Here is a 17984-nt window from a genome sequence, read left to right on the forward strand (position 1 = left end):
TCCTAATTCGTGGGCCGGTCGGAGCCCACCACCCACATGGAGAAGTACTGGGATCCACCGCCGTAGGCATGTCCGAGTGCCTTGCGGGCGCCGTCGACCTGGTGATCTCCCGCCGTGCCCATCACCTGGATCGCGGCTTCGGCGAACCGGATCATGCCCGATGCCCCGATGGGGTTGGAGCAGAGCACGCCGCCGGACATGTTGACCGGAAGCCGACCGCCGATCGCCGTCTCGCCGGCCTCGGTGAGTTTCCACCCCGACCCCTCGGACGCGAAACCGAGGTTCTCGAGCCACATCGGCTCGAACCACGAGAACGGCACGTAGATCTCGGCGCAGTCGATCTCGCCGAGCGGATCGGTGATACCGGCCTGCTTCCACAGTGCTGCGGCAGCGACCCGTCCGGCCTCCGGATTCACCTGATCGCGCCCGGCGTAGGTGGTGGGTTCGGTGCGCATCGCCGTGGCATGGATCCACGCCACCCGGCGGCCGGCCTGCTCGGCGGCCTTCGCGGTGTCCTCGTCGCCGAGCACGACCGCGCACGCACCGTCGGACGACGGGCACGTCTCGTCGTACCGGATCGGATCCCACAGCATCTGCGAGGCCTGCACCTTCTCGAGGGTGATCTCGGGCTGCTTCAGATGCGCGTACGGATTCTTCGCGCCGTTGAGGCGGTCCTTGACCGCGACCATCGCCCCGATGTGCTCGGGCGCACCGGACCGGCGGATGTACGAACGGACGTGCGGCGCGAAGTAGCCGCCCGCGCCGGCACCGACCGGCATGGTGAACGGGACCGGTGTGGACAGCGCCCACATCGCGTTCGACTCGGACTGCTTCTCCCAGGCCACCGCGAGTACCCGGCGGTGCACGCCGGCCTGGACGAGGCTTGCCGCGACGTTCGCCGTCGAGCCCCCGACGGACCCGGCGGTGTGCACGCGCAGCATCGGCTTGCCCGTGGCGCCGATGGCGTCGACCATCGACAGTTCGGGCATCATGACGCCCTCGAACAGGTCGGGGGCCTTGCCGATCACCACGGCGTCGATGTCGTCCCAGCCCACCTGGGCGTCCGTCATGGCGCGGTCGATCGCCTCGCGGACGAGGCCGGACATCGACACGTCGTGCCGCTTGGCGACGTAATGGGTCTGCCCGGTTCCGAGGACAGCTGCGGGTTGCTTCGCCATCAGTTGCGTCCCTCCAGAACGGCTACCAGATTCTGTTGCAGCACAGCACCGCTCGTCGCGTGCGCGAGTGCACGTCCGGCCGTGCCGTCCATGATCGCCTGCGCTGCGTAACCGATGCGCTCGAGACCGCCGGAGAACATCGGGTTGCCCGTCAGCGGCCCACCGGACGGGTTGATCGTCGTCGACTCGCCCAGGCCGATCGCCTCGCGCAGGATGAGTTCCTGGTGCGTGAACGGTGCATGCAACTCGGCGACGTCGAAGGCGGTGTCCCCGCCGGTGACGGCCTGCGCTGCGGCCCGGGTCGAGGGTGAGACGGTCAGATCGAGTGCGCCGAAGTTCGGTGAATCGGTGCGATGCTCGATCCCGGTGATCCACGCCGGGTTCTCGCACAGCTCGCGCGCCCGGTCGCCGGTCGCGAGGACGATCGCGGCCGCGCCGTCGGTGACGGGGGCGCAGTCGTGCTTACGCAACGGGTCGGCGATGTACGGCTGCGAGAGCAGGCCCTCGATGTCGAGATCGCCCGAGAGCTGGGCTTTCGGATTGTTCTTCGCGGCCGCGCGACTGCGCACCGCGACCTCGGCCATCTCGCGATCGCTCCACTTGCCGGAGTCGAGACCCATGCGGGCCTGCAGACCGGCGAGCGAGACGGAGTCGACGCCGAGCGGTGCCACGAGGTACGGATCGAGCTGCAGGGACAGGGTTCGGCGCAGAGTGCCGGCCGAGGACTTGCCGAAGCCGTACACGAGGGCGGTGTCGACCTCACCCGTGATGAGCTTGACCCACGCCTCGTAGAGCGCCCAGGCCGCATCCATCTCGACGTGCGATTCGTTGATGGGCGGGACGGCGCCGATCGCATCGATCGCCGAGATGAACGAGAATGCTCGTCCGGCAAGGTAATCGGAGGAACCCGAACACCAGAAACCGATGTCGGACTTGGTGATGCCGAGCTTGCCGTACAGCTCCTGGAAACACGGGACGAGCATCTCGACGCCGTTGGTGGTGCCGAACGTCTCGCGCACGTGCGGAGCGTGCGCGAAGCCGACGACTGCGATGTCTGTCATGTGTCCGCCGCTCTCAGAGGTGGTGTTCGAAGGTGTCGTAGTCGGCGTCGGGTTCGCCGGTGGGACGGAAGTACTCGATGTTGCGCAGCGTGTGATCCCACTCCTCGCGAGGACGCCATTTCGCTTCGACACGCATGCCCATCCGCACCTCGGACGCATCGCATTCGAGGATCAGGTGCAGGAACGGGATGTCGGCACCGTCGAGCAGTACGTAGGCGGCGACATAGGGCGGCTCGATCTGCTGGCCGAGGAACGGCACGTTCACGATGCAGAAGGTGGTGACGATGCCCTTGTCGGACACTTCCACGGGTTCCTTCGTCGGTACACCGTCGGTGGGGCTCGCACCGCGCGGGGGCACGTAGACCTTCCCGCCCGGGCCGGTGCGGCCACCGATGATCCTGCCGTCCTTCAACCCTCGCAGGTACCAGGATTCCTCGGGGGAGGCGGAGTGCCGGTAGTCCAGGTCGACGGGAGTGGTGATCATGGTGACCGGTTCACCCTCGGCCGCTTCCACGGTGAGGGTCGACTCGCCGGGTTCGAATGCCTCGATGTCGTGGATCGCGCCGGTGCGCTCGGCCGCCCAGCGCACGCGCACACGCAGACCCGTCGCGATCTCGTCCGGCGACGCGACGTCGACCGCGTGTAGCAGCGTCGTGTCGGCTCCGTCGAGGCGGATCAGCGCCCATGCGAACGGCCGGTCGAAGGGCTGTCCGGGCAACGGCTCGGCGTTCCACGTCCAGCTCACCACGGTGCCGGTCTGCCCGACCTCGACGACATCGGTGAGCGGTTCATGGGTGACCGCGTCGAATTCGGGGGGCGGGACGAGGGTCCGTCCGTCGGATCCGCGCGCGCCGAGAATGCGGCCGTCGCGCAGCCCGGTGACGAAGGCTCCGACGGTCGGCCCGGTGGATCGTGTGTAGTCGAACTTCAGATTCAGCGGTGCGCTCAGCGGTGGCTCGGCAACCGCGCTCTTTCCCAGGCTCACAATTTCGAGTAGAACAGGTTCTAGTGGTGCTGGCAAGAGCGGCACGCGAACTGCACCTCGCCACAATTCGTCCGACAGGAAAGGCGTCCAATGAAACTGGGACTGCAACTCGGTTACTGGGGTGCCCAGCCACCTCCGAACGCGCCGGAACTTGTTGCTGCGGCCGAGGCCGAAGGATTCGACGCCGTCTTCGCTGCCGAATCGTGGGGGTCCGACGCATTCACTCCTCTCGCCTGGTGGGGTTCGTCCACCGAACGGGTGCGGCTCGGCACGTCCGTCGTGCAGATCTCCGCGCGTACTCCGACGAGTTGCGCGATGCACGCGCTCACGCTCGATCACCTCTCGGGTGGCCGGCACATCCTCGGCCTCGGCGTCTCGGGGCCACAGGTGGTGGAGGGCTGGTACGGGCAACCGTTCGCCAAGCCCCTCGCACGGACCCGCGAGTACGTCGACGTGATCCGCAAGGTGCTCGCGCGCGAAGCGCCGGTGACCGGCGACGGACCGCACTTCCCGCTGCCCTACGCAGGCACCGGATCAACCGGGCTCGGTAAACCGCTCAAGCCCATCACGCATCCGCTGCGGTCGGACATCCCGATCTGGATCGGTGCCGAAGGTCCGAAGAACGTCGCGCTCACCGCCGAGATCGCCGACGGCTGGCTCGCGATCTACTACACCCCGCGCCTGGCGCCGATGTACGACGAGTGGCTCGACGAGGGGTTCGCCCGGCCGGGCGCCCGGCGCACCCGCGAGGACTTCGAGATCGCGGCGACCTGCCAGGTGGTGATCACGGACGACCGCGCAGGGACGATCGCGGCGATGAAACCGGTGACGGCACTGTACGTCGGGGGAATGGGCGCGCCGGAGTTGAACTTCCACGCGCAGGTCTACCGGCGGATGGGATACGAGGCCGTGGTCGACGAGGTGACCGCGCTGTTCCGTGCCGGCCGTAAGGACGAAGCGGCGGCAGCGATCCCGGACGAGATGGTCACCGAGACGATGATCGTCGGCAATGCCGACGAGGTACGCGAAGGCGTGAAGCGGTGGGAGGAGGCCGGCGTGACGATGCTCCTGGCCGGATGCCGTGACGTCGACCAGGTGCGCACGATCGCCGAGGTGGTGTTGCGCTAGACCGTGGTACTGGGCCAACGCCACGGCGGGCGGAAACCGTTCCGTGAGGACGGCTTCCGCCCGCCGCGTGTGGCGTCAGGAGGCGTAGGCCGCCTTCAGCTTGCCCTTCACCAGCTTGCCCGTGGGGGTGCGGGGCAGTTCGTCGACGAAGTCCACCGACCGCGGCACCTTGAAGTGGGCGACCCGCTCGCGGACGTACGCGATGAGGTCGTCGGCGAGATCGGGTGATGTGGTGGCACCGGACGACACCTGCACGACGGCCTTGACCTCCTCGCCCATCTCCGGATGGGGTACGCCGATGACGGCGACGTCCTCGACGGCCGGGTGCAGGGCGAGCACGTTCTCGATCTCCTGCGGATAGATGTTCACTCCGCCGGAGATGATCGTGAACGACTTGCGGTCGGTCAGATACAGATAACCGTCCTCGTCGAGGTAACCGAGGTCGCCGACCGTGGTCCATGTGGGATGCTCGGGATGCTGCGACGCCGCGGTCTTCTCGGGATCGTTGTGGTACGAGAACGGAACCTTCTCGTACTCGAGGTAGATGGTCCCCACCTCACCGGCCGGGAGTTCCCGCCCTTCCTCGTCGCAGATGTGCGCGGGCCCGAGCACGCTCTTGCCGACCGAACCCGGGTGTTCGAGCCATTCCTGGCTGTTGATGAACGTGATCCCGTTGGCCTCGGTGGAGCTGTAGTACTCGTAGATCACCGGTCCGAGCCAGTCGATCATCGACCGCTTGACCTCCGGCGGGCACGGCGCGGCGGCGTGGACGAGCACGCGCAGACTCGACAGGTCGTGGCGGGCACGGATCTCGTCGTCGAGCTTGAGCATGCGGACGAACATCGTCGGCACCATCTGCCCGGCGGTGATCTTGTGCTCCTCGATGTGCCGGAGCGCGGTCTCGGCGTCGAACTTCTCGGCCAGGACCACCGTGCCGCCGAGCGCGTGGATCGCCCCACCCCAGCGCAGAGGCGCTGCGTGATAGATCGGGGCGGGGGAGTAGTAGACGTCGGAGTCGGTGAGGCCGAAGAGGAACTGCGCCACCGTCACCAGCGGCTCACCGGGTTCGTCGACGCGACGTTCCGGGAGATCCGGCTGGATTCCCTTGGGGAAGCCCGTGGTTCCGGACGAGTACAGCATGATGGCGCCGCACGGTTCCTCCTCGAGCCGCGGACCGGCCCCGGCGAGGGCGTCCTCGTACGACTCGAAACCGCGCACGGCGCCGCCGAACGCGAGTCGCGCGGAACCGATCGTGACCTTCTCGCCGACCTGTTCGGAAAGCTCACCCAGCGTCGTCGAGACGATCAGGGCCTTCGCGCCGCTGTCCTCGACGATGTACGCCACCTCGCCGGCGGTGAGGTGGCTGTTGACCGCCGTGATGTACAGCCCGGACCGCATTGCGGCCCAGAACACCTCGAATGCCTCCGGCCGGTTGTCGGTGAGGAGGGCGACGACGTCGCCGGGGCGGAGCCCGGCATCGTGCAGCACTCGGGCGAGCGCCGCTGACCGGTCGTCGAGTTCGCGGTAGGTCAGGCTCCGGCCACTGTCGGCCAGGACGACGGCGAGTTTGTCCGGGGCGGTTCGGGCGTGCACTCCTGGATACATGGGGGCTCCTCATTGCCTCGACATCGCCTCGACGAACACTGTGATCTTGTGGTCTGGATCACGGCCGACAATGTAGCAGAGCTAAGGAGATGGTTGTGACCGTGCTCTCACGGGTGGGAGTGCGGTCCACAGTGGCGCAGGTCAGGAACCCGAGAACTTCGGGGCACGCTTCTCCGCGAACGCCCGCGGCCCCTCCTTGGCGTCGGCGCTCTTGAAGACGGCGGCGCCCAGTTCGGCGTCGATCCGGAACGCCTCCTCCTCGTGCAGACCTTCCGCGTCGCGGATGGTCCGGAGGATGGCCTGCACGGCGACCGGGCCGTTGTTCGCGATCGTCTCGGCGATCTCGAGGGCCTTGTCGAGTGCGGTGCCGTCGGGGACGACGTAGCCGATGAGCCCGATCTCCTTGGCCTCGGCGGCCTTGATGTGGCGGCCCGTGAGCAGGATGTCGGCGGCGATCGTGTACGGGATCTGCCGGACGAGGCGCACGGCGGATCCGCCGAGCGGGAACAATCCCCACTTCGCCTCGGAGACGCCGAATTTCGCGCTCTCGCCGGCGACACGGATGTCGGTGCCCTGCAGGATCTCGGTGCCACCGGCGATGGCGGCACCCTCGACGGCCGCGATGAGTGGCTTCGTCAGACGGCGGCCCTTCAGTAGTGCGGGGAGCCGACTGAGATCCCACCCACCGCCGTTGCTCCGCTCGCCCTGCTCGAACTTGTCTCCGGGAGGCGCTGCATTCATGGCCTTGAGATCGGCACCCGCGCAGAACGCTCCACCGGCGCCGGTGAGGATCGCGACGCGGATCTCGGGATCGTTGTCGACGCGATCCCAGGCCTCGTTCATGATCGCCATCATTTCGCCGGACAGCGCATTTCGTGCCTCGGGGCGGTTGAGAGTGACGATCAGAACGTGGCCGCGTTGCTCGACGAGGCAATGCGGTGCGCGGGACGAAATGTCCGAATCGGCTGCGCCGGGGGCTTCGGTAGCGGACACTGGCGGGACTCCTCGCAGGATTGTGAACTGGATCATATTCAGGTCTTGTCAGAAACGGTAACACGTTCTACTTTTGTCAGCGTGGCCCTAAACATCGCAGACCTCGTCGAACACGCAATCGACCTCGTTCCCGAGCGCGTCGCGCTGGCCTCGGACGGACGTGAGGTCACCTACGCACAGCTGGAGGAACGAGCCAACCGACTTGCTCATTACCTGCGCGAACAAGGTGTGAAGCCGGGCGACAAGGTCGGCATCTACTCGCGCAACACCATCGAGGCCGTAGAGGCGATGATCGCGGTCTTCAAGATCCGCGCGATCATGATCAACGTCAACTACCGCTATGTCGAGAACGAGTTGCAGTACATCTTCGACAACTCCGACATGGTCGCGCTCGTCCACGAACGTCGCTACTCCGACAAGGTCGCGAACGTCCTGCCGAACACTCCGCTGGTGAAGACCGTCGTGGTGGTCGAGGACGGCACCGACGTCGACTTCTCGGCCTATAGCGGCATCGAATACGAAGCGGCACTGGCGCAGAGCAACCCGGAACGCGACTTCGAAGACCGCAGCGCCGACGACATCTACATGCTCTACACCGGCGGCACCACCGGTCACCCCAAGGGCGTGATGTGGCGTCACGAGGACGTGTGGCGCGTCCTCGGCGGCGGTATCAACTTCATGACCGGGGAATGGGTCAAGGACGAATGGCAGCTGGCGAAGGAGGGCGCCGAGAATCCCGGTCTCGTGCGCTATCCCATCCCGCCGATGATCCACGGTGGCGCCCAGTGGGCGCTGTTCCAGTCATTGTTCAGCGGCGGCAAGGTCGTCATGCACCCCGAGTTCTCGGGCCACGAGGTGTGGCGCATCATCGACGACCACAAGGTCAACGTCATCTTCATCACCGGCGACGCCATGGCCCGCCCCATGCTCGACGCACTGGAGGAGGGCAACCCGGCCACCGGTCAGCCCTACGACCTCTCGACCCTGTTCGCCATGGCATCGAGTGCGGCCCTGTTCTCCCCGTCCATCAAGGACCGTTTCCTCGACCTGCTGCCCGGCAAGATCATCACCGACTCCATCGGCTCGTCCGAGACCGGCTTCGGTGGCATCGGCATCGCCGAGAAGGGCAAGACCCTCGGCGGCGGCCCCACGGTGAAGATCGACGAGTCGACCACCGTCCTCGACGACGACGGCAACCCGATCGAACCGGGTTCCGGAAAGGTCGGCATGGTCGCGCGCACCGGCAACATCCCGCTCGGCTACTACAAGGACGAAGCCAAGACCAAGGCGACCTTCCGCGAGTACAACGGGATCCGCTACTCGATCCCCGGTGACTACGCGCGCGTCGAGGGTGACGGCACCGTCACAATGCTCGGCCGCGGTTCGGTCTCGATCAACAGCGGCGGCGAGAAGGTCTACCCCGAAGAGGTCGAGGGCGCACTCAAGCAGCACCCGGCGGTCTTCGACGCCCTGGTGGTCGGTGTGCCGGACGAGCGCTTCGGCGAGCGGGTCTGCGCCGTCGTCGCCCTGCGCGAGGGCGAGCAGACGACGCTCGACGAACTCATGACGACGGCACGGTCGAAGATCGCAGGGTACAAGGTGCCGCGCGCGGTGTGGTTCGTCGACGAGATCAAGCGGTCGCCGGCCGGCAAGCCCGACTACCGGTGGGCCAAGGACCAGACCGGATTGCGTCCGGCCGACGAGGTCTACAACAACGGCGACGGCAACGGCGCCGCGGCGACGGGATAGAAGGACGCATGCAGACCGGCCTCAACAAGAAGTTCGGTATCGAGTATCCGATCTTCGGATTCACGCCTTCCGAACACGTCGCGGCGGCGATCAGCCGCGCGGGTGGACTCGGTGTCCTCGGGTGTGTGCGGTTCAACGACCCGGAGGAACTCGACGCCGTCCTGACCTGGATGGACGAGAACACCGACGGCAAACCGTACGGCGTCGACATCGTGATGCCCGCCAAGGTGCCCACCGAAGGCACCGCGGTGGACCTCGACAAACTGATCCCCGCCGAACACCGTGCCTTCGTCAACCGCACGCTCGAAGAACTCGGTGTGCCGCCGCTGTCCGACGACGTCGGCAAGGCGAGCGGTGTTCTGGGCTGGCTGCATTCGGTCGCGCGTTCGCACGTCGACGTGGCACTCGCACACCGGCCCGCCCTGATCGCCAACGCCCTGGGGTCGCCGCCGAAGGACGTCATCGACCTCGCGCACGAGAAGGGAGTGCCGGTCGCGGCACTCGCGGGTGCGGTCGAGCACGCGAAGCGGCACGTCGAGAACGGTGTCGACATCGTGATCGCGCAGGGCTACGAGGCCGGCGGGCACACGGGTGAGATCGCATCGATGGTGCTGTGGCCCGAAATCGTCGACGCGCTCGGCGATTCCGCGGCAGTGCTCGCCGCCGGTGGTGTGGGATCGGGACGGCAGGTCGCGGCGGCGCTGGCCCTCGGCGCCTCCGGTGTGTGGATGGGTTCGTACTGGCTCACCACCTCGGAGTACAAGCTCGGGGCGGCCGCGCACGGTCCGTCGTCGATCCAGCGCGCGTTGCTCGGAGCGAGCTCGTCCGACACCGTGCGGTCGCGGATCTATTCGGGAAAGCCCGCGCGTCTGCTCAAGACCAAGTGGACGGAGGCGTGGTCGAAACCCGGTGCGCCCGAACCGCTGCCGATGCCGCTACAGAACATCCTGGTGAGCGAGGCGCATCAGCGCATGTCGGCGGCCGATGACCCCGAGGCCGTCGCGATGCCGGTCGGGCAGGTGGTGGGGCGGATGAACGAGATCCGTCCCGTCGCGGAGATCATGGCCGACCTCGTGCGGGGCTACGACGAGGCCGTCGATCGGCTGAACGAGGCGCGATAGGACCACAGTGGTGGGGTGGCAGGTGCCCGGGGTGGAGTGATCCGCCCCGGGCATCGTCCCTTTCCGGGATCTGCGTCGGCCGGGGTGTCGCCGGACAGGGGGCAGCGGCGGTCGGGGGTGGGGGTCGACGGCTGAGGTGTGCCCGATCCGGCACTACCCTGGGGGTGGACGTGACGCGAGCGGTACCGGTCGTGAACCGCACCGCAGCGGACTCGAAGCGTTCACCGAGGAGGAGGCCGTTCACCTCGGTTACCGAGCAGAGGACGGAAGACGCAGTGACACAGGCCGAGTCGCAGGCAACCGGAGCGCTCACGGACATCAGGGTGCTCGAACTGGGCACCCTGATCGCCGGGCCGTATGCAGGACGCCTGCTCGGCGACATGGGCGCCGACGTCATCAAGATCGAGGACCCGAAGCGGCCCGACCCGCTCCGCACCTGGGGGCAGGGCGAACGGGACGGGCACCGCTTCTTCTGGACGGTGCACGCCCGCAACAAGCGGTGCATCACCCTCGATCTGCGGGCGCCCGACGGGCAGGAACTGTTCCGGCGTCTCGTCGCCGAGTCCGACGTGGTGGTCGAGAACTTCCGTCCCGGCACGCTCGAGAAGTGGGGGCTCGGCTACGACCTGCTCTCCGAGATCAATCCGGGCATCGTGCTGGCTCGCGTCTCCGGATACGGGCAGACCGGTCCCAAGGCCGGGCAGGCCGGCTACGCGTCCGTGGCCGAGGCTGAGAGCGGTCTGCGGCACCTGAACGGCTATCCCGGGCAGGCGCCCCCGCGACTCGCGCTCTCCCTGGGCGACTCCCTCGCCGGGATGTTCGCCGTGCAGGGCATCCTCGCCGCGCTGCTCGGCCGCGAACGGACCGGACGCGGGCAGGTCGTCGACGTGGCGCTCACCGAGGCGTGCCTCGCGATCCAGGAATCGGTGATCCCCGACTACGACGTCGCAGGCGTCGTCCGCGGCCCCTCCGGCACCCGGCTCGAGGGCATCGCCCCGTCGAACCTGTACCGGACGTCCGACGACATGTGGATCGTCATCGCCGCCAACCAGGACACCGTCTTCCGTCGCCTGTGCGCGGCGATGGAGCGCCCCGAGCTCGCCGACGACCCGCGCTTCGCCGACCACCTCGCGCGCGGCGTGAACCAGGACGAGCTCGACGCCCTCATCGGCGAGTGGGCGGCGACGTGGACGCTCGACGACCTGCTGGCGCACTTGTCGTCGTCGGGTGTGGTGTCCGGGCCGGTGAACACCGTCGCGGAGGTCGTCGCCGATCCGCAGTTCCGGGCACGGGACATGATCGTTCCGCATCACGACGAGCGCACCGGCGCAGACGTACTCGGCCCCGGTGTGGTGCCGACGCTCACCGGGACGCCGGGTTCGGTGCGTCGTGCCGGCCCGCCCGTCGCGGGATACGACAACGCGGCGGTCTACGGCGAGATCCTCGGACTGAGCGACATCGAGCAGAAGGAACTGCGCGAGCGCGGAATCATCTGAGGTACGCAACGCGAGGCGAACGCTCGCAACGTCGGCAGTCACTACCGGTGTTGCGAGCCTTCGTCCGTTGTTGCGTACCTTCCGCGCAAGGTCACCCCGCAGGTGGAGGTGGCGCTGCAGCATCCGAAGGTCACGCTCATCGCCAACGCACTCGGCACCCCGCCGGCCGACATGATCGAGCACATCCACAAAGCCGGTCGCAAGGTCGCGGCGCTGTGCGGTTCGCCGAAGCAGGCCCGCAAGCACGCCGACGCCGGTGTCGACATCATCATCGCTCGGATTCGTCTCACGGGGAGGGACGAGGGTGCTCGAGGTTCGGTCCGGGTGCAATCCGGATCGGACCTCGTGCCGTCTCCATGTCCACCGGCTCGCCCTTCTGCGTGATCACCACGTGTTCGCTGCGTTCGAGTTCGGCGGCCACCGAGCGTGCGGCGTCCATGAGGTCGCGCCACGAGTCGCCACCCGCGACCCGCGCGGCGTCGCTGGGACAGATGGTGGACGGATCCCGTTCCCGGAGCAGCGCGCAGATCGTGGCCGCCAGCCGTTCACGATCCGCATACTCGTCGCGTGGTTCCCACCACGGATGCCCGCGTTCACCGAGCGCGACCTTCGCGTCCTGGACGCGGTGCCGTGCGGAGTCGCCGTCGCTCTTCACGAGACGCCGAGCGCGCATCAACTCCGCCACGAGTTGCTTTTGCAACGGTTCAGGAATCGTGGGATCGGTGGCACGCCAGCGCCGCCCGTTCACCACCACATATCTGCCGTCCGGCGTGCGCTCCGCCCCTCCGGATGACCCGTCGGTGTCCATCGGTCCCGCCCGTCACTCGACTCGACGGCGACGGAAGTCCTTCCGGACTTGTCGCCGAACAACCACCGTCGCGGCACAACTGTACGCGCGGGAGCGCGTCGGCCGAGGGGCGACGACGCTATCGCGCAGAAGTGCCGAGGGAGGCCGGTTCGAGAAGCTGCGCCAGTTCGTCCGACAACAGCCGGAATTCGGAATCGCCACGTTCCCGAATCCAGACCGGATCGGTGCAGGACCAGCGTTCGGCGGCCAGAGAACGGGTCAGGACCTTGAAGGTCGCGGTGCGGGGGAATTCGCGGCAGATACGGATCAGACCGGGCATCTGCTTGGGGCCGAGATCGGTCTGTGCATCGAGGAAACGCGCGAACGCGACCGGGTCGAAGTCGGAATCCGCAGCGGGAATCACGGCGGCCATCACGCGGTCGCCGACCTGCCGGTCGGGCACCCCGTACACCGCGACCTGAACGAAGCCCTCATACCGCATCAGGATTCGCTCGATGGGCGCCGCACCGAGATTCTCACCGTCCACCCGGAGCCAGCCCGAACTGCGCCCGGCGAAGTACACGAAACCGTTCTCGTCCTGGTAGGCGAGGTCGCCGCTGTGATAGCGCCCGTCGCGGAGGCGTTCGGCGTCGGCCTCGGGATTGTTGTAGTAGCCGTCGAACAGACCGGCACCGCGCACGTTGACGAGCTCGCCCGTCGCGGCGTCGGCGTTGGTGATCCTGCCGTTCGCGTCGAACACCGCTGCCGGGCAGCGTTGCCCCGTCTCGGGATCGAGGATCTCGATGCCCTCGGGAAGTCTGCCGAGGGATCCGGCCGGGGCGTCGGGAGCCGAGGCGATCGCGATGCCGCCCTCGGTCGAGCCGAAGCCGTCGACCACCCGCGCGCCGAAACGGCGGGTGAACTCGGCGACGGCGGTGGCAGACGCCTCGTTGCCGTACATGATGCGCAGCGGGTTGTCGTGGTCGTCGGGGTGTTCGGGTGTCGCCACGATGTACGACAGTGGTTTGCCGACGTAGTTCGCGAAGGTCACGCCGTAACGGCGGACGTCGGGAAGGAAACCCGACGCCGAGAACCGGCGACGCAGAGCGATGCTGCCGCGCGCGGCGAGTCCGATCGACCAGCCGGCGATCATCGCGTTGGAGTGGAACAGGGGCATCGACACGTACACGGTGTCGTCGGAGCCGAGACCGAACCGCGTGGCGAGCATCGTCGCGGGATCGGTGAACTTGCGGTGCGTGCACCGCACGGCCTTCGGGTCGCCGCTCGTGCCCGACGTGAAGATCAGCATGAACAGGTCGTCGGGGGAATGCGCGGCAGTCTCCACGACCGTGCCGGCGAACGGGGCGAGCATCGCCGTCCACTCGGGGGAGTCGACGTCGATCACCCGCACGTCGCCGAGATCCACACCGTCGAGCAGGGACGCATGTGCGGCCTCGGTGAACACGACCAGGCAGTCGGCGAGCGCGATGTCGCGGGCGAGCGCCGCACCGCGCCGGGTCGTGTTCAGGCCCACCACCACCGAACCGGAGAAGGCCGCGGCGCCGAGCAGCAACGAAAACTCCGGGACGTTGTCCATGAGGATCCCGATGTGCTTCGGTGCCGGGCCGTCGAGCAGGTCGCGCAGCAATGCGGCGCGTCGCCGGGACTGTGCGACGTGTTCGCGCCAGGACAGTTCGGTCTCCTCGAAGCGCAGTCCTCGATCGTCGACGTCGGCGAGTCGTTCGAGCAGTTCGGTGACGGTGAAGGCGGTCATGCGATCAGGCCGGGACGTCGGCGAGTTCGCGTCCGAGCGCGCGCAACTGGTCGGTGGCGGAGCCGAGCAGGAACTCGTGGTGCTTGGCCGCGAGGAAGTAGCGGTGCACCGGATGGTCCTCGTCGAGTCCGACACCGCCGTGCACGTGCACGGTGGTGTGCGCGACACGGTGTCCCGCATCGGCAGCCCAGAAGGCCGCGGTGCGCAGGGCGTCGTCGTGACGCTCACCCGAAACCATGCGGAAGGCGGCCTGCCACAACGTCAGACGCACCGCCTTGACGTCGATATAGGCGTCGGCGAGTCGCTGGGAGACGGCCTGGAAACTGCCGATCGGGCGGTCGAACTGGACGCGTTCGCGCGCGTACTGCGCGGTGAGCTCGAGCGCCTGCTCGAGGACGCCGCACTGGTAGGCGGCGGAGCCGAGCAGGCTGCGGTCGCGCAACCACGTCGCCACGGCGAGGCCGTCGGTGCCGAGGACACGATCGGCCGGGAGCGCGACCTGCTCGAGGGTGACGATGCCGCGACTGTCGAAGTCGGTGGTCTGCTGACGGGTGATCGAGACACCCGGATCGTCGGGTCGCACGAGGAAGACCGACACCGAGTCGCCGATGGTGGCCGGGACGAGGAAACCGTCGGCGACCGGCGCCGAGTCGACGACGATCTTCACGCCGTCGAGCACGTGACCGTCGCCCGTGGCCTGCGCCCGGGTCGCCGGGGTCGTGGGATCGGGGTTCAGTTCCTCGGCGAGCGCGGCGGAGAGGATCTGCTCGCCGGTCGCCGCAGGGCGTCCCCACTCGGCCTGCTGCTCGGCGGCGCCGAACTCCGCGATCGCCGACGCGCACGCGGCGATCGAGCCGATGTACGGGACGGCGGCGACGCCGCGGCCGAGTTCGCGCAGGATGCTCGCCTGCTCGAGCGGGCCGTAACCGTCTCCGCCCAGCGACTCGGGAAGAGCGGCGCCGAGCACGCCCGACGATGCGAGCGTGTCCCACAGGGTGCGGTCGAGGCGGTCCTCGGAGGCGTCGAGTGTGCGCAGGTGCTCGTTGGTGACGATGTCCGCGACGATGCTGCGGGTCAGTTCTGCGAGATCCTGCTGGGCCTCGGTAAGGGTGAAGTCCACGGTGCGCGTCCTTTTCTAACGCTTGGCGGGCGGCTGGCCGAGAGCGGTCATCGCGATGATGTCGCGCTGGACCTCGTTGGTGCCGCCACCGAAGGTGAGGATGAGGGAACTGCGGTGCATGCGTTCGATCCGTCCGCGGAGCAGCGCGCCGGCCGAGTTCTGCCGTACAGTCGCCGCGGGTCCGAGGACCTCCATGAGCAACCGGTAGGCCTCGGTCGCGAATTCGGTTCCGAACACCTTGTTGGCGGAGGCGGCCTCCGGGCCGAGCGGGGTCGTGCCGGCGCTCGAGGCGATGTCCCAGTTCATCAGCTGCAGGTATTCGGCCTCGGCGTGGACGCGTGCCAGGTTGATCTGGACCCATTCCTGGTCGATCACCCGTCGCCCGTCGGGCAGATGCGTCTCCTGCGCCCAGCGCCGGACCTCGGTCAGTGCGGTGCGCACGGGGCCGGCGGAGGTGAGCGCGACCCGTTCGTGGTTGAGCTGGTTGGTGATGAGCGCCCAGCCGCCGTCGACCTCGCCGACGAGTGCGGACGCCGGGACGCGTACGTCCTGGTAGTAGGTGGCGCTGGTGTCCGGACCGGCCATGGTGTGCACGGGGGTGTACGAGAATCCGGGAGTGTCGGTCGGCACGATGAAGACGCTGATCCCCTTGTGCTTCTTGACATCCGGGTTGGTGCGCGCGGCGAGCCAGACGTAGTCGGCGTAGGCGATCAGGCTCGTCCACATCTTCTGCCCGTTGATGACCCACTCGTCGCCGTCGCGCACCGCGGTGGTGCGCAGGGAGGCGAGGTCGGTGCCGGCGCCCGGCTCGGAGTAGCCGATCGAGAAGTGCAGTTCGCCCGCGGAGATGCGGGGGAGGAAGAACTCCTTCTGCTCGTCCGTGCCGTAATGCATGATCGTCGGCGCGACGGAATCGATGGTGAGGAACGGGACGGGCGCGCCGGCGATGGCCGCCTCGTCGGTGAAGATCAGTTGGTCCATCGCGGAACGGTTCTGGCCGCCGTACTCCTCGGGCCAGCCGAGGGTGAGCCATCCGTCCTTGCCCATCTGCTGCACGACCTCGCGGTACACGTTGCCGACGCCGTACTCCCCGGTCGTGGCCGCGAGCGCCTCGCGGCGCTCGGGTGTCATGATCTGTGCGAAATAGGCCCGCAATTCCTCGCGGAGGGCTTGTTGCCCGGGGGTGTAGGAGATGTCCACGAACGCTCCGTTTCGTCGCTGCGTGTCCCCGCGAATCGTCTCTGTGGGATCATCGCGAATCATTGCACAGAATTGGAACGCGTTCTAGTCTGGACTCGATCGGTCGGCGCGAATGTGAAGCGAGGTCCCGGAATGGATGTCAAGGTCGACTTCGACCGCTGTGAAGCGAACGGCGTGTGCGTCGGGCTGGCGCCCGACGTCTTCGATCTCAACGACGACGACGAGCTGATCGTCACGCATCCCGTACCCGAGGGTAGCGAGGACGTCGTCCGCGAGGCCGTCGCCCAGTGCCCGCGTGCGGCCCTCGCCGAGGCATGAGCGTCGGACGGTGACCGGCACCGACCCTTGTCGGGAAAAATAACAAGTTCTACATTCTCGGTGCCCCCGGGTCCTGGTGGGGAGAGTACCGGCGTGCGGCCGGCAATCGGCCCGAATCTCGAGGAGTACGTGGATGAGTGCGGACGCCAACGGTGGCGCGGAGAACGACGATCGGGTGTCTCTCGAAGGGCGGGTCGCCGTCGTCACGGGAGCCGGAGCGGGACTCGGACGTGCCGAGGCGCTCGCGCTCGCGCGGGCCGGAGCATCGGTGGTGGTCAACGATCTCGTGGAGAACGACGCGGTGGAGGACACCCTCGCGCGGATCCGCGATCTCGGTGCCGAGGCGGAGTTCGTGCCCGGCAGCGTCGCCGAGCGTGAGACGGCCGATGCGATGCTCGCCGCGGCGCACGGCAAGTTCGGTGGTCTCGACATCGTCGTCAACAATGCAGGCATCACGCGGGATCGGATGCTGCCCAACATGTCCGACGACGAGTGGGATTCGGTGGTCGCCGTGCACCTGCGTGGTCACTTCCTGTTGTCCCGCAATGCCGCGGCCTACTGGCGCGACCGGTCGAAGCAGGAGGGTGGCCCCGTCTACGGGCGTCTGGTCAACACGTCCTCGGAGGCCGGTCTGCTCGGGCCGCCCGGGCAACCCAACTACGGTGCCGCCAAAGCCGGCATCACCGCGCTCACCCTCTCGGCCGCCCGGGGTCTCGAGCGGTACGGGGTCCGGGCGAACGTGATCTGCCCCCGCGCGCGCACGTCGATGACCGAGGCGGTCTTCGGCGACGCGCCGGACGACGGCATCGATCCGCTCTCGCCCGACCACGTCGCGAATCTGGTCGCCTATCTCGCCTCCCCGGCGGCCGATCGCGTCAACGGGCAGGTCTTCATCGTCTACGGGCCCATGGTGGCCCTGATGGCCGCGCCGGTCGTCGAGCAGCGTTTCGACGCCGACGGGCAGTGGACCCCCGCAGCGCTCGCCGACGAGCTCGGCGGTTACTTCGCCGATCGTGATCCGGGCCGGACATTCTCGGCCTCGGCGGCTCTCGATCTGTAGTTCCGGCATCCCCTGCTGTTCCTTTTCGGGGACAGCAGGGGATGCCGTGTCTTCGTCTCCGGGCCGGGATCCTGCAACTACGGGTGACGGACACCGGGGTTCCGGTAGCGTCACGCCCACTCGGGCCGTTCCTCCGGCTCTCGTCCGGCCCCGCGTTTTGGCCTGGTACGTGTTCTAATTTTTTCCCCTCCTGCGACGACCCGATCGGGCCGTGACGGCCTCTCGTGCCGAGGTGATCGAGCTCGGGCCCGGCGTCGAGAATCTCACCGAAATCCCAGGGTAAAACCACTTATGAGCGTGTCGATGCGCGTCGGTCGACGCCCGTGTGTCCGTCCGGACGGAAATGGATCGAGATGCCCCTCGACGGATCTTTGACAGGTGAACACGTTCTAGTTACTATGACCCGGGT

The 17984-nt window shown here is 67.8% G+C and carries 15 protein-coding genes and 1 pseudogene; 7 read left to right on the top strand and 9 right to left on the bottom strand.

The window, feature by feature from the left end:
• Window positions 1-2: 2 nt before the first annotated feature.
• From KXC42_RS02830 to KXC42_RS02840, 3 genes are read right to left on the bottom strand one after another with little or no spacing between them, the layout of a single operon-like run.
• A complete protein-coding gene (locus KXC42_RS02830) occupies window positions 3-1178 on the bottom strand; it encodes a thiolase domain-containing protein (protein ID WP_006551914.1) in 1176 nt (391 codons plus the stop codon).
• Window positions 1178-2239, bottom strand: coding sequence for a thiolase domain-containing protein (locus tag KXC42_RS02835; protein ID WP_006551913.1), 1062 nt, complete (start codon window positions 2237-2239; stop codon window positions 1178-1180). The genes KXC42_RS02830 and KXC42_RS02835 overlap by 1 nt, the downstream gene beginning before the upstream one ends.
• A 13-nt stretch (window positions 2240-2252) precedes the next feature.
• Window positions 2253-3224, bottom strand: a complete 972-nt coding sequence (locus KXC42_RS02840) for a Zn-ribbon domain-containing OB-fold protein (protein WP_219129899.1) — start codon at window positions 3222-3224, stop codon at window positions 2253-2255.
• A gap of 90 nt (window positions 3225-3314) precedes the next feature.
• On the opposite strand from KXC42_RS02840, the gene KXC42_RS02845 reads away from it, so the two are divergent.
• Window positions 3315-4352 (top strand): LLM class F420-dependent oxidoreductase, encoded by a 1038-nt coding sequence (locus tag KXC42_RS02845; RefSeq protein WP_039585819.1) that lies wholly within the window; start codon window positions 3315-3317, stop codon window positions 4350-4352.
• Between the two features lie 75 nt (window positions 4353-4427).
• Here KXC42_RS02845 and KXC42_RS02850 read toward each other — a convergent pair whose 3' ends face one another.
• A complete protein-coding gene (locus KXC42_RS02850; RefSeq protein WP_006551910.1) occupies window positions 4428-5957 on the bottom strand; it encodes an AMP-binding protein in 1530 nt (509 codons plus the stop codon).
• A 141-nt stretch (window positions 5958-6098) separates the two neighbouring features.
• Window positions 6099-6986, bottom strand: coding sequence for a crotonase/enoyl-CoA hydratase family protein (locus tag KXC42_RS02855; RefSeq protein ID WP_232333431.1), 888 nt, complete (start codon window positions 6984-6986; stop codon window positions 6099-6101).
• Between the two features lie 45 nt (window positions 6987-7031).
• Here KXC42_RS02855 and KXC42_RS02860 point away from each other — a divergent pair, with 45 nt between their 5' ends.
• From KXC42_RS02860 to KXC42_RS02875, 4 genes and pseudogenes are all read left to right on the top strand, one after another.
• Window positions 7032-8699: an acyl-CoA synthetase gene (locus KXC42_RS02860; RefSeq protein ID WP_019290099.1), complete on the top strand. Its 1668-nt coding sequence runs from the start codon at window positions 7032-7034 to the stop codon at window positions 8697-8699.
• An 8-nt stretch (window positions 8700-8707) separates the two neighbouring features.
• Entirely contained in the window at window positions 8708-9820 is a 1113-nt protein-coding gene (locus KXC42_RS02865) for a nitronate monooxygenase family protein (RefSeq protein ID WP_019290098.1), read from the top strand.
• A 275-nt stretch (window positions 9821-10095) separates the two neighbouring features.
• Window positions 10096-11316 (top strand): CaiB/BaiF CoA-transferase family protein, encoded by a 1221-nt coding sequence (locus KXC42_RS02870; protein WP_094979489.1) that lies wholly within the window; start codon window positions 10096-10098, stop codon window positions 11314-11316.
• A 93-nt stretch (window positions 11317-11409) separates the two neighbouring features.
• Window positions 11410-11637 (top strand): annotated as a pseudogene (locus KXC42_RS02875) (nitronate monooxygenase); the annotation flags it as partial.
• Here KXC42_RS02875 and KXC42_RS02880 read toward each other — a convergent pair.
• From KXC42_RS02880 to KXC42_RS02895, 4 genes are all read right to left on the bottom strand, one after another.
• Window positions 11603-12124: a DUF3253 domain-containing protein gene (locus KXC42_RS02880; RefSeq protein WP_039585826.1), complete on the bottom strand. Its 522-nt coding sequence runs from the start codon at window positions 12122-12124 to the stop codon at window positions 11603-11605. The pseudogene KXC42_RS02875 and the gene KXC42_RS02880 sit on opposite strands and share 35 nt — an antisense overlap.
• A gap of 118 nt (window positions 12125-12242) precedes the next feature.
• Window positions 12243-13877, bottom strand: a complete 1635-nt coding sequence (locus tag KXC42_RS02885; RefSeq protein ID WP_219129900.1) for a long-chain-fatty-acid--CoA ligase — start codon at window positions 13875-13877, stop codon at window positions 12243-12245.
• Window positions 13878-13881: 4 nt separating this feature from the next.
• Window positions 13882-14997 carry an acyl-CoA dehydrogenase family protein gene (locus KXC42_RS02890; protein WP_019290094.1) on the bottom strand — a complete coding sequence of 372 codons (1116 nt, stop codon included), beginning with the start codon at window positions 14995-14997 and terminating at the stop codon, window positions 13882-13884.
• A gap of 15 nt (window positions 14998-15012) precedes the next feature.
• Window positions 15013-16197, bottom strand: a complete 1185-nt coding sequence (locus tag KXC42_RS02895; RefSeq protein ID WP_006551901.1) for an acyl-CoA dehydrogenase family protein — start codon at window positions 16195-16197, stop codon at window positions 15013-15015.
• A 132-nt stretch (window positions 16198-16329) separates the two neighbouring features.
• Here KXC42_RS02895 and KXC42_RS02900 point away from each other — a divergent pair, with 132 nt between their 5' ends.
• Both KXC42_RS02900 and KXC42_RS02905 read left to right on the top strand, forming a co-directional pair.
• On the top strand, window positions 16330-16515 hold the full coding sequence (locus tag KXC42_RS02900) for a ferredoxin (protein ID WP_006551900.1): 186 nt from the start codon (window positions 16330-16332) through the stop codon (window positions 16513-16515).
• Between the two features lie 133 nt (window positions 16516-16648).
• Window positions 16649-17575, top strand: coding sequence for a 3-oxoacyl-ACP reductase (locus KXC42_RS02905; RefSeq protein WP_006551899.1), 927 nt, complete (start codon window positions 16649-16651; stop codon window positions 17573-17575).
• Window positions 17576-17984 lie beyond the last annotated feature (409 nt).

The organism is Rhodococcus sp. LW-XY12 (genome assembly GCF_019317345.1).
Classification (GTDB): domain Bacteria; phylum Actinomycetota; class Actinomycetes; order Mycobacteriales; family Mycobacteriaceae; genus Rhodococcus; species Rhodococcus pyridinivorans.

Bases quoted from the DNA above. Each gene is read 5' to 3' on its own strand.
- KXC42_RS02885 (WP_219129900.1), bottom strand. From the start codon at position 13,877: ATGACCGCCTTCACCGTCACCGAACTGCTCGAACGACTCGCCGACGTC.
- KXC42_RS02835 (WP_006551913.1), bottom strand. From the start codon at position 2,239: ATGACAGACATCGCAGTCGTCGGCTTCGCGCACGCTCCGCACGTGCGC.
- KXC42_RS02855 (WP_232333431.1), bottom strand. From the start codon at position 6,986: ATGATCCAGTTCACAATCCTGCGAGGAGTCCCGCCAGTGTCCGCTACC.
- KXC42_RS02850 (WP_006551910.1), bottom strand. From the start codon at position 5,957: ATGTATCCAGGAGTGCACGCCCGAACCGCCCCGGACAAACTCGCCGTC.
- KXC42_RS02865 (WP_019290098.1), top strand. From the start codon at position 8,708: ATGCAGACCGGCCTCAACAAGAAGTTCGGTATCGAGTATCCGATCTTC.
- KXC42_RS02880 (WP_039585826.1), bottom strand. From the start codon at position 12,124: ATGGACACCGACGGGTCATCCGGAGGGGCGGAGCGCACGCCGGACGGC.
- KXC42_RS02830 (WP_006551914.1), bottom strand. From the start codon at position 1,178: ATGGCGAAGCAACCCGCAGCTGTCCTCGGAACCGGGCAGACCCATTAC.
- KXC42_RS02845 (WP_039585819.1), top strand. From the start codon at position 3,315: ATGAAACTGGGACTGCAACTCGGTTACTGGGGTGCCCAGCCACCTCCG.
- KXC42_RS02900 (WP_006551900.1), top strand. From the start codon at position 16,330: ATGGATGTCAAGGTCGACTTCGACCGCTGTGAAGCGAACGGCGTGTGC.
- KXC42_RS02905 (WP_006551899.1), top strand. From the start codon at position 16,649: ATGAGTGCGGACGCCAACGGTGGCGCGGAGAACGACGATCGGGTGTCT.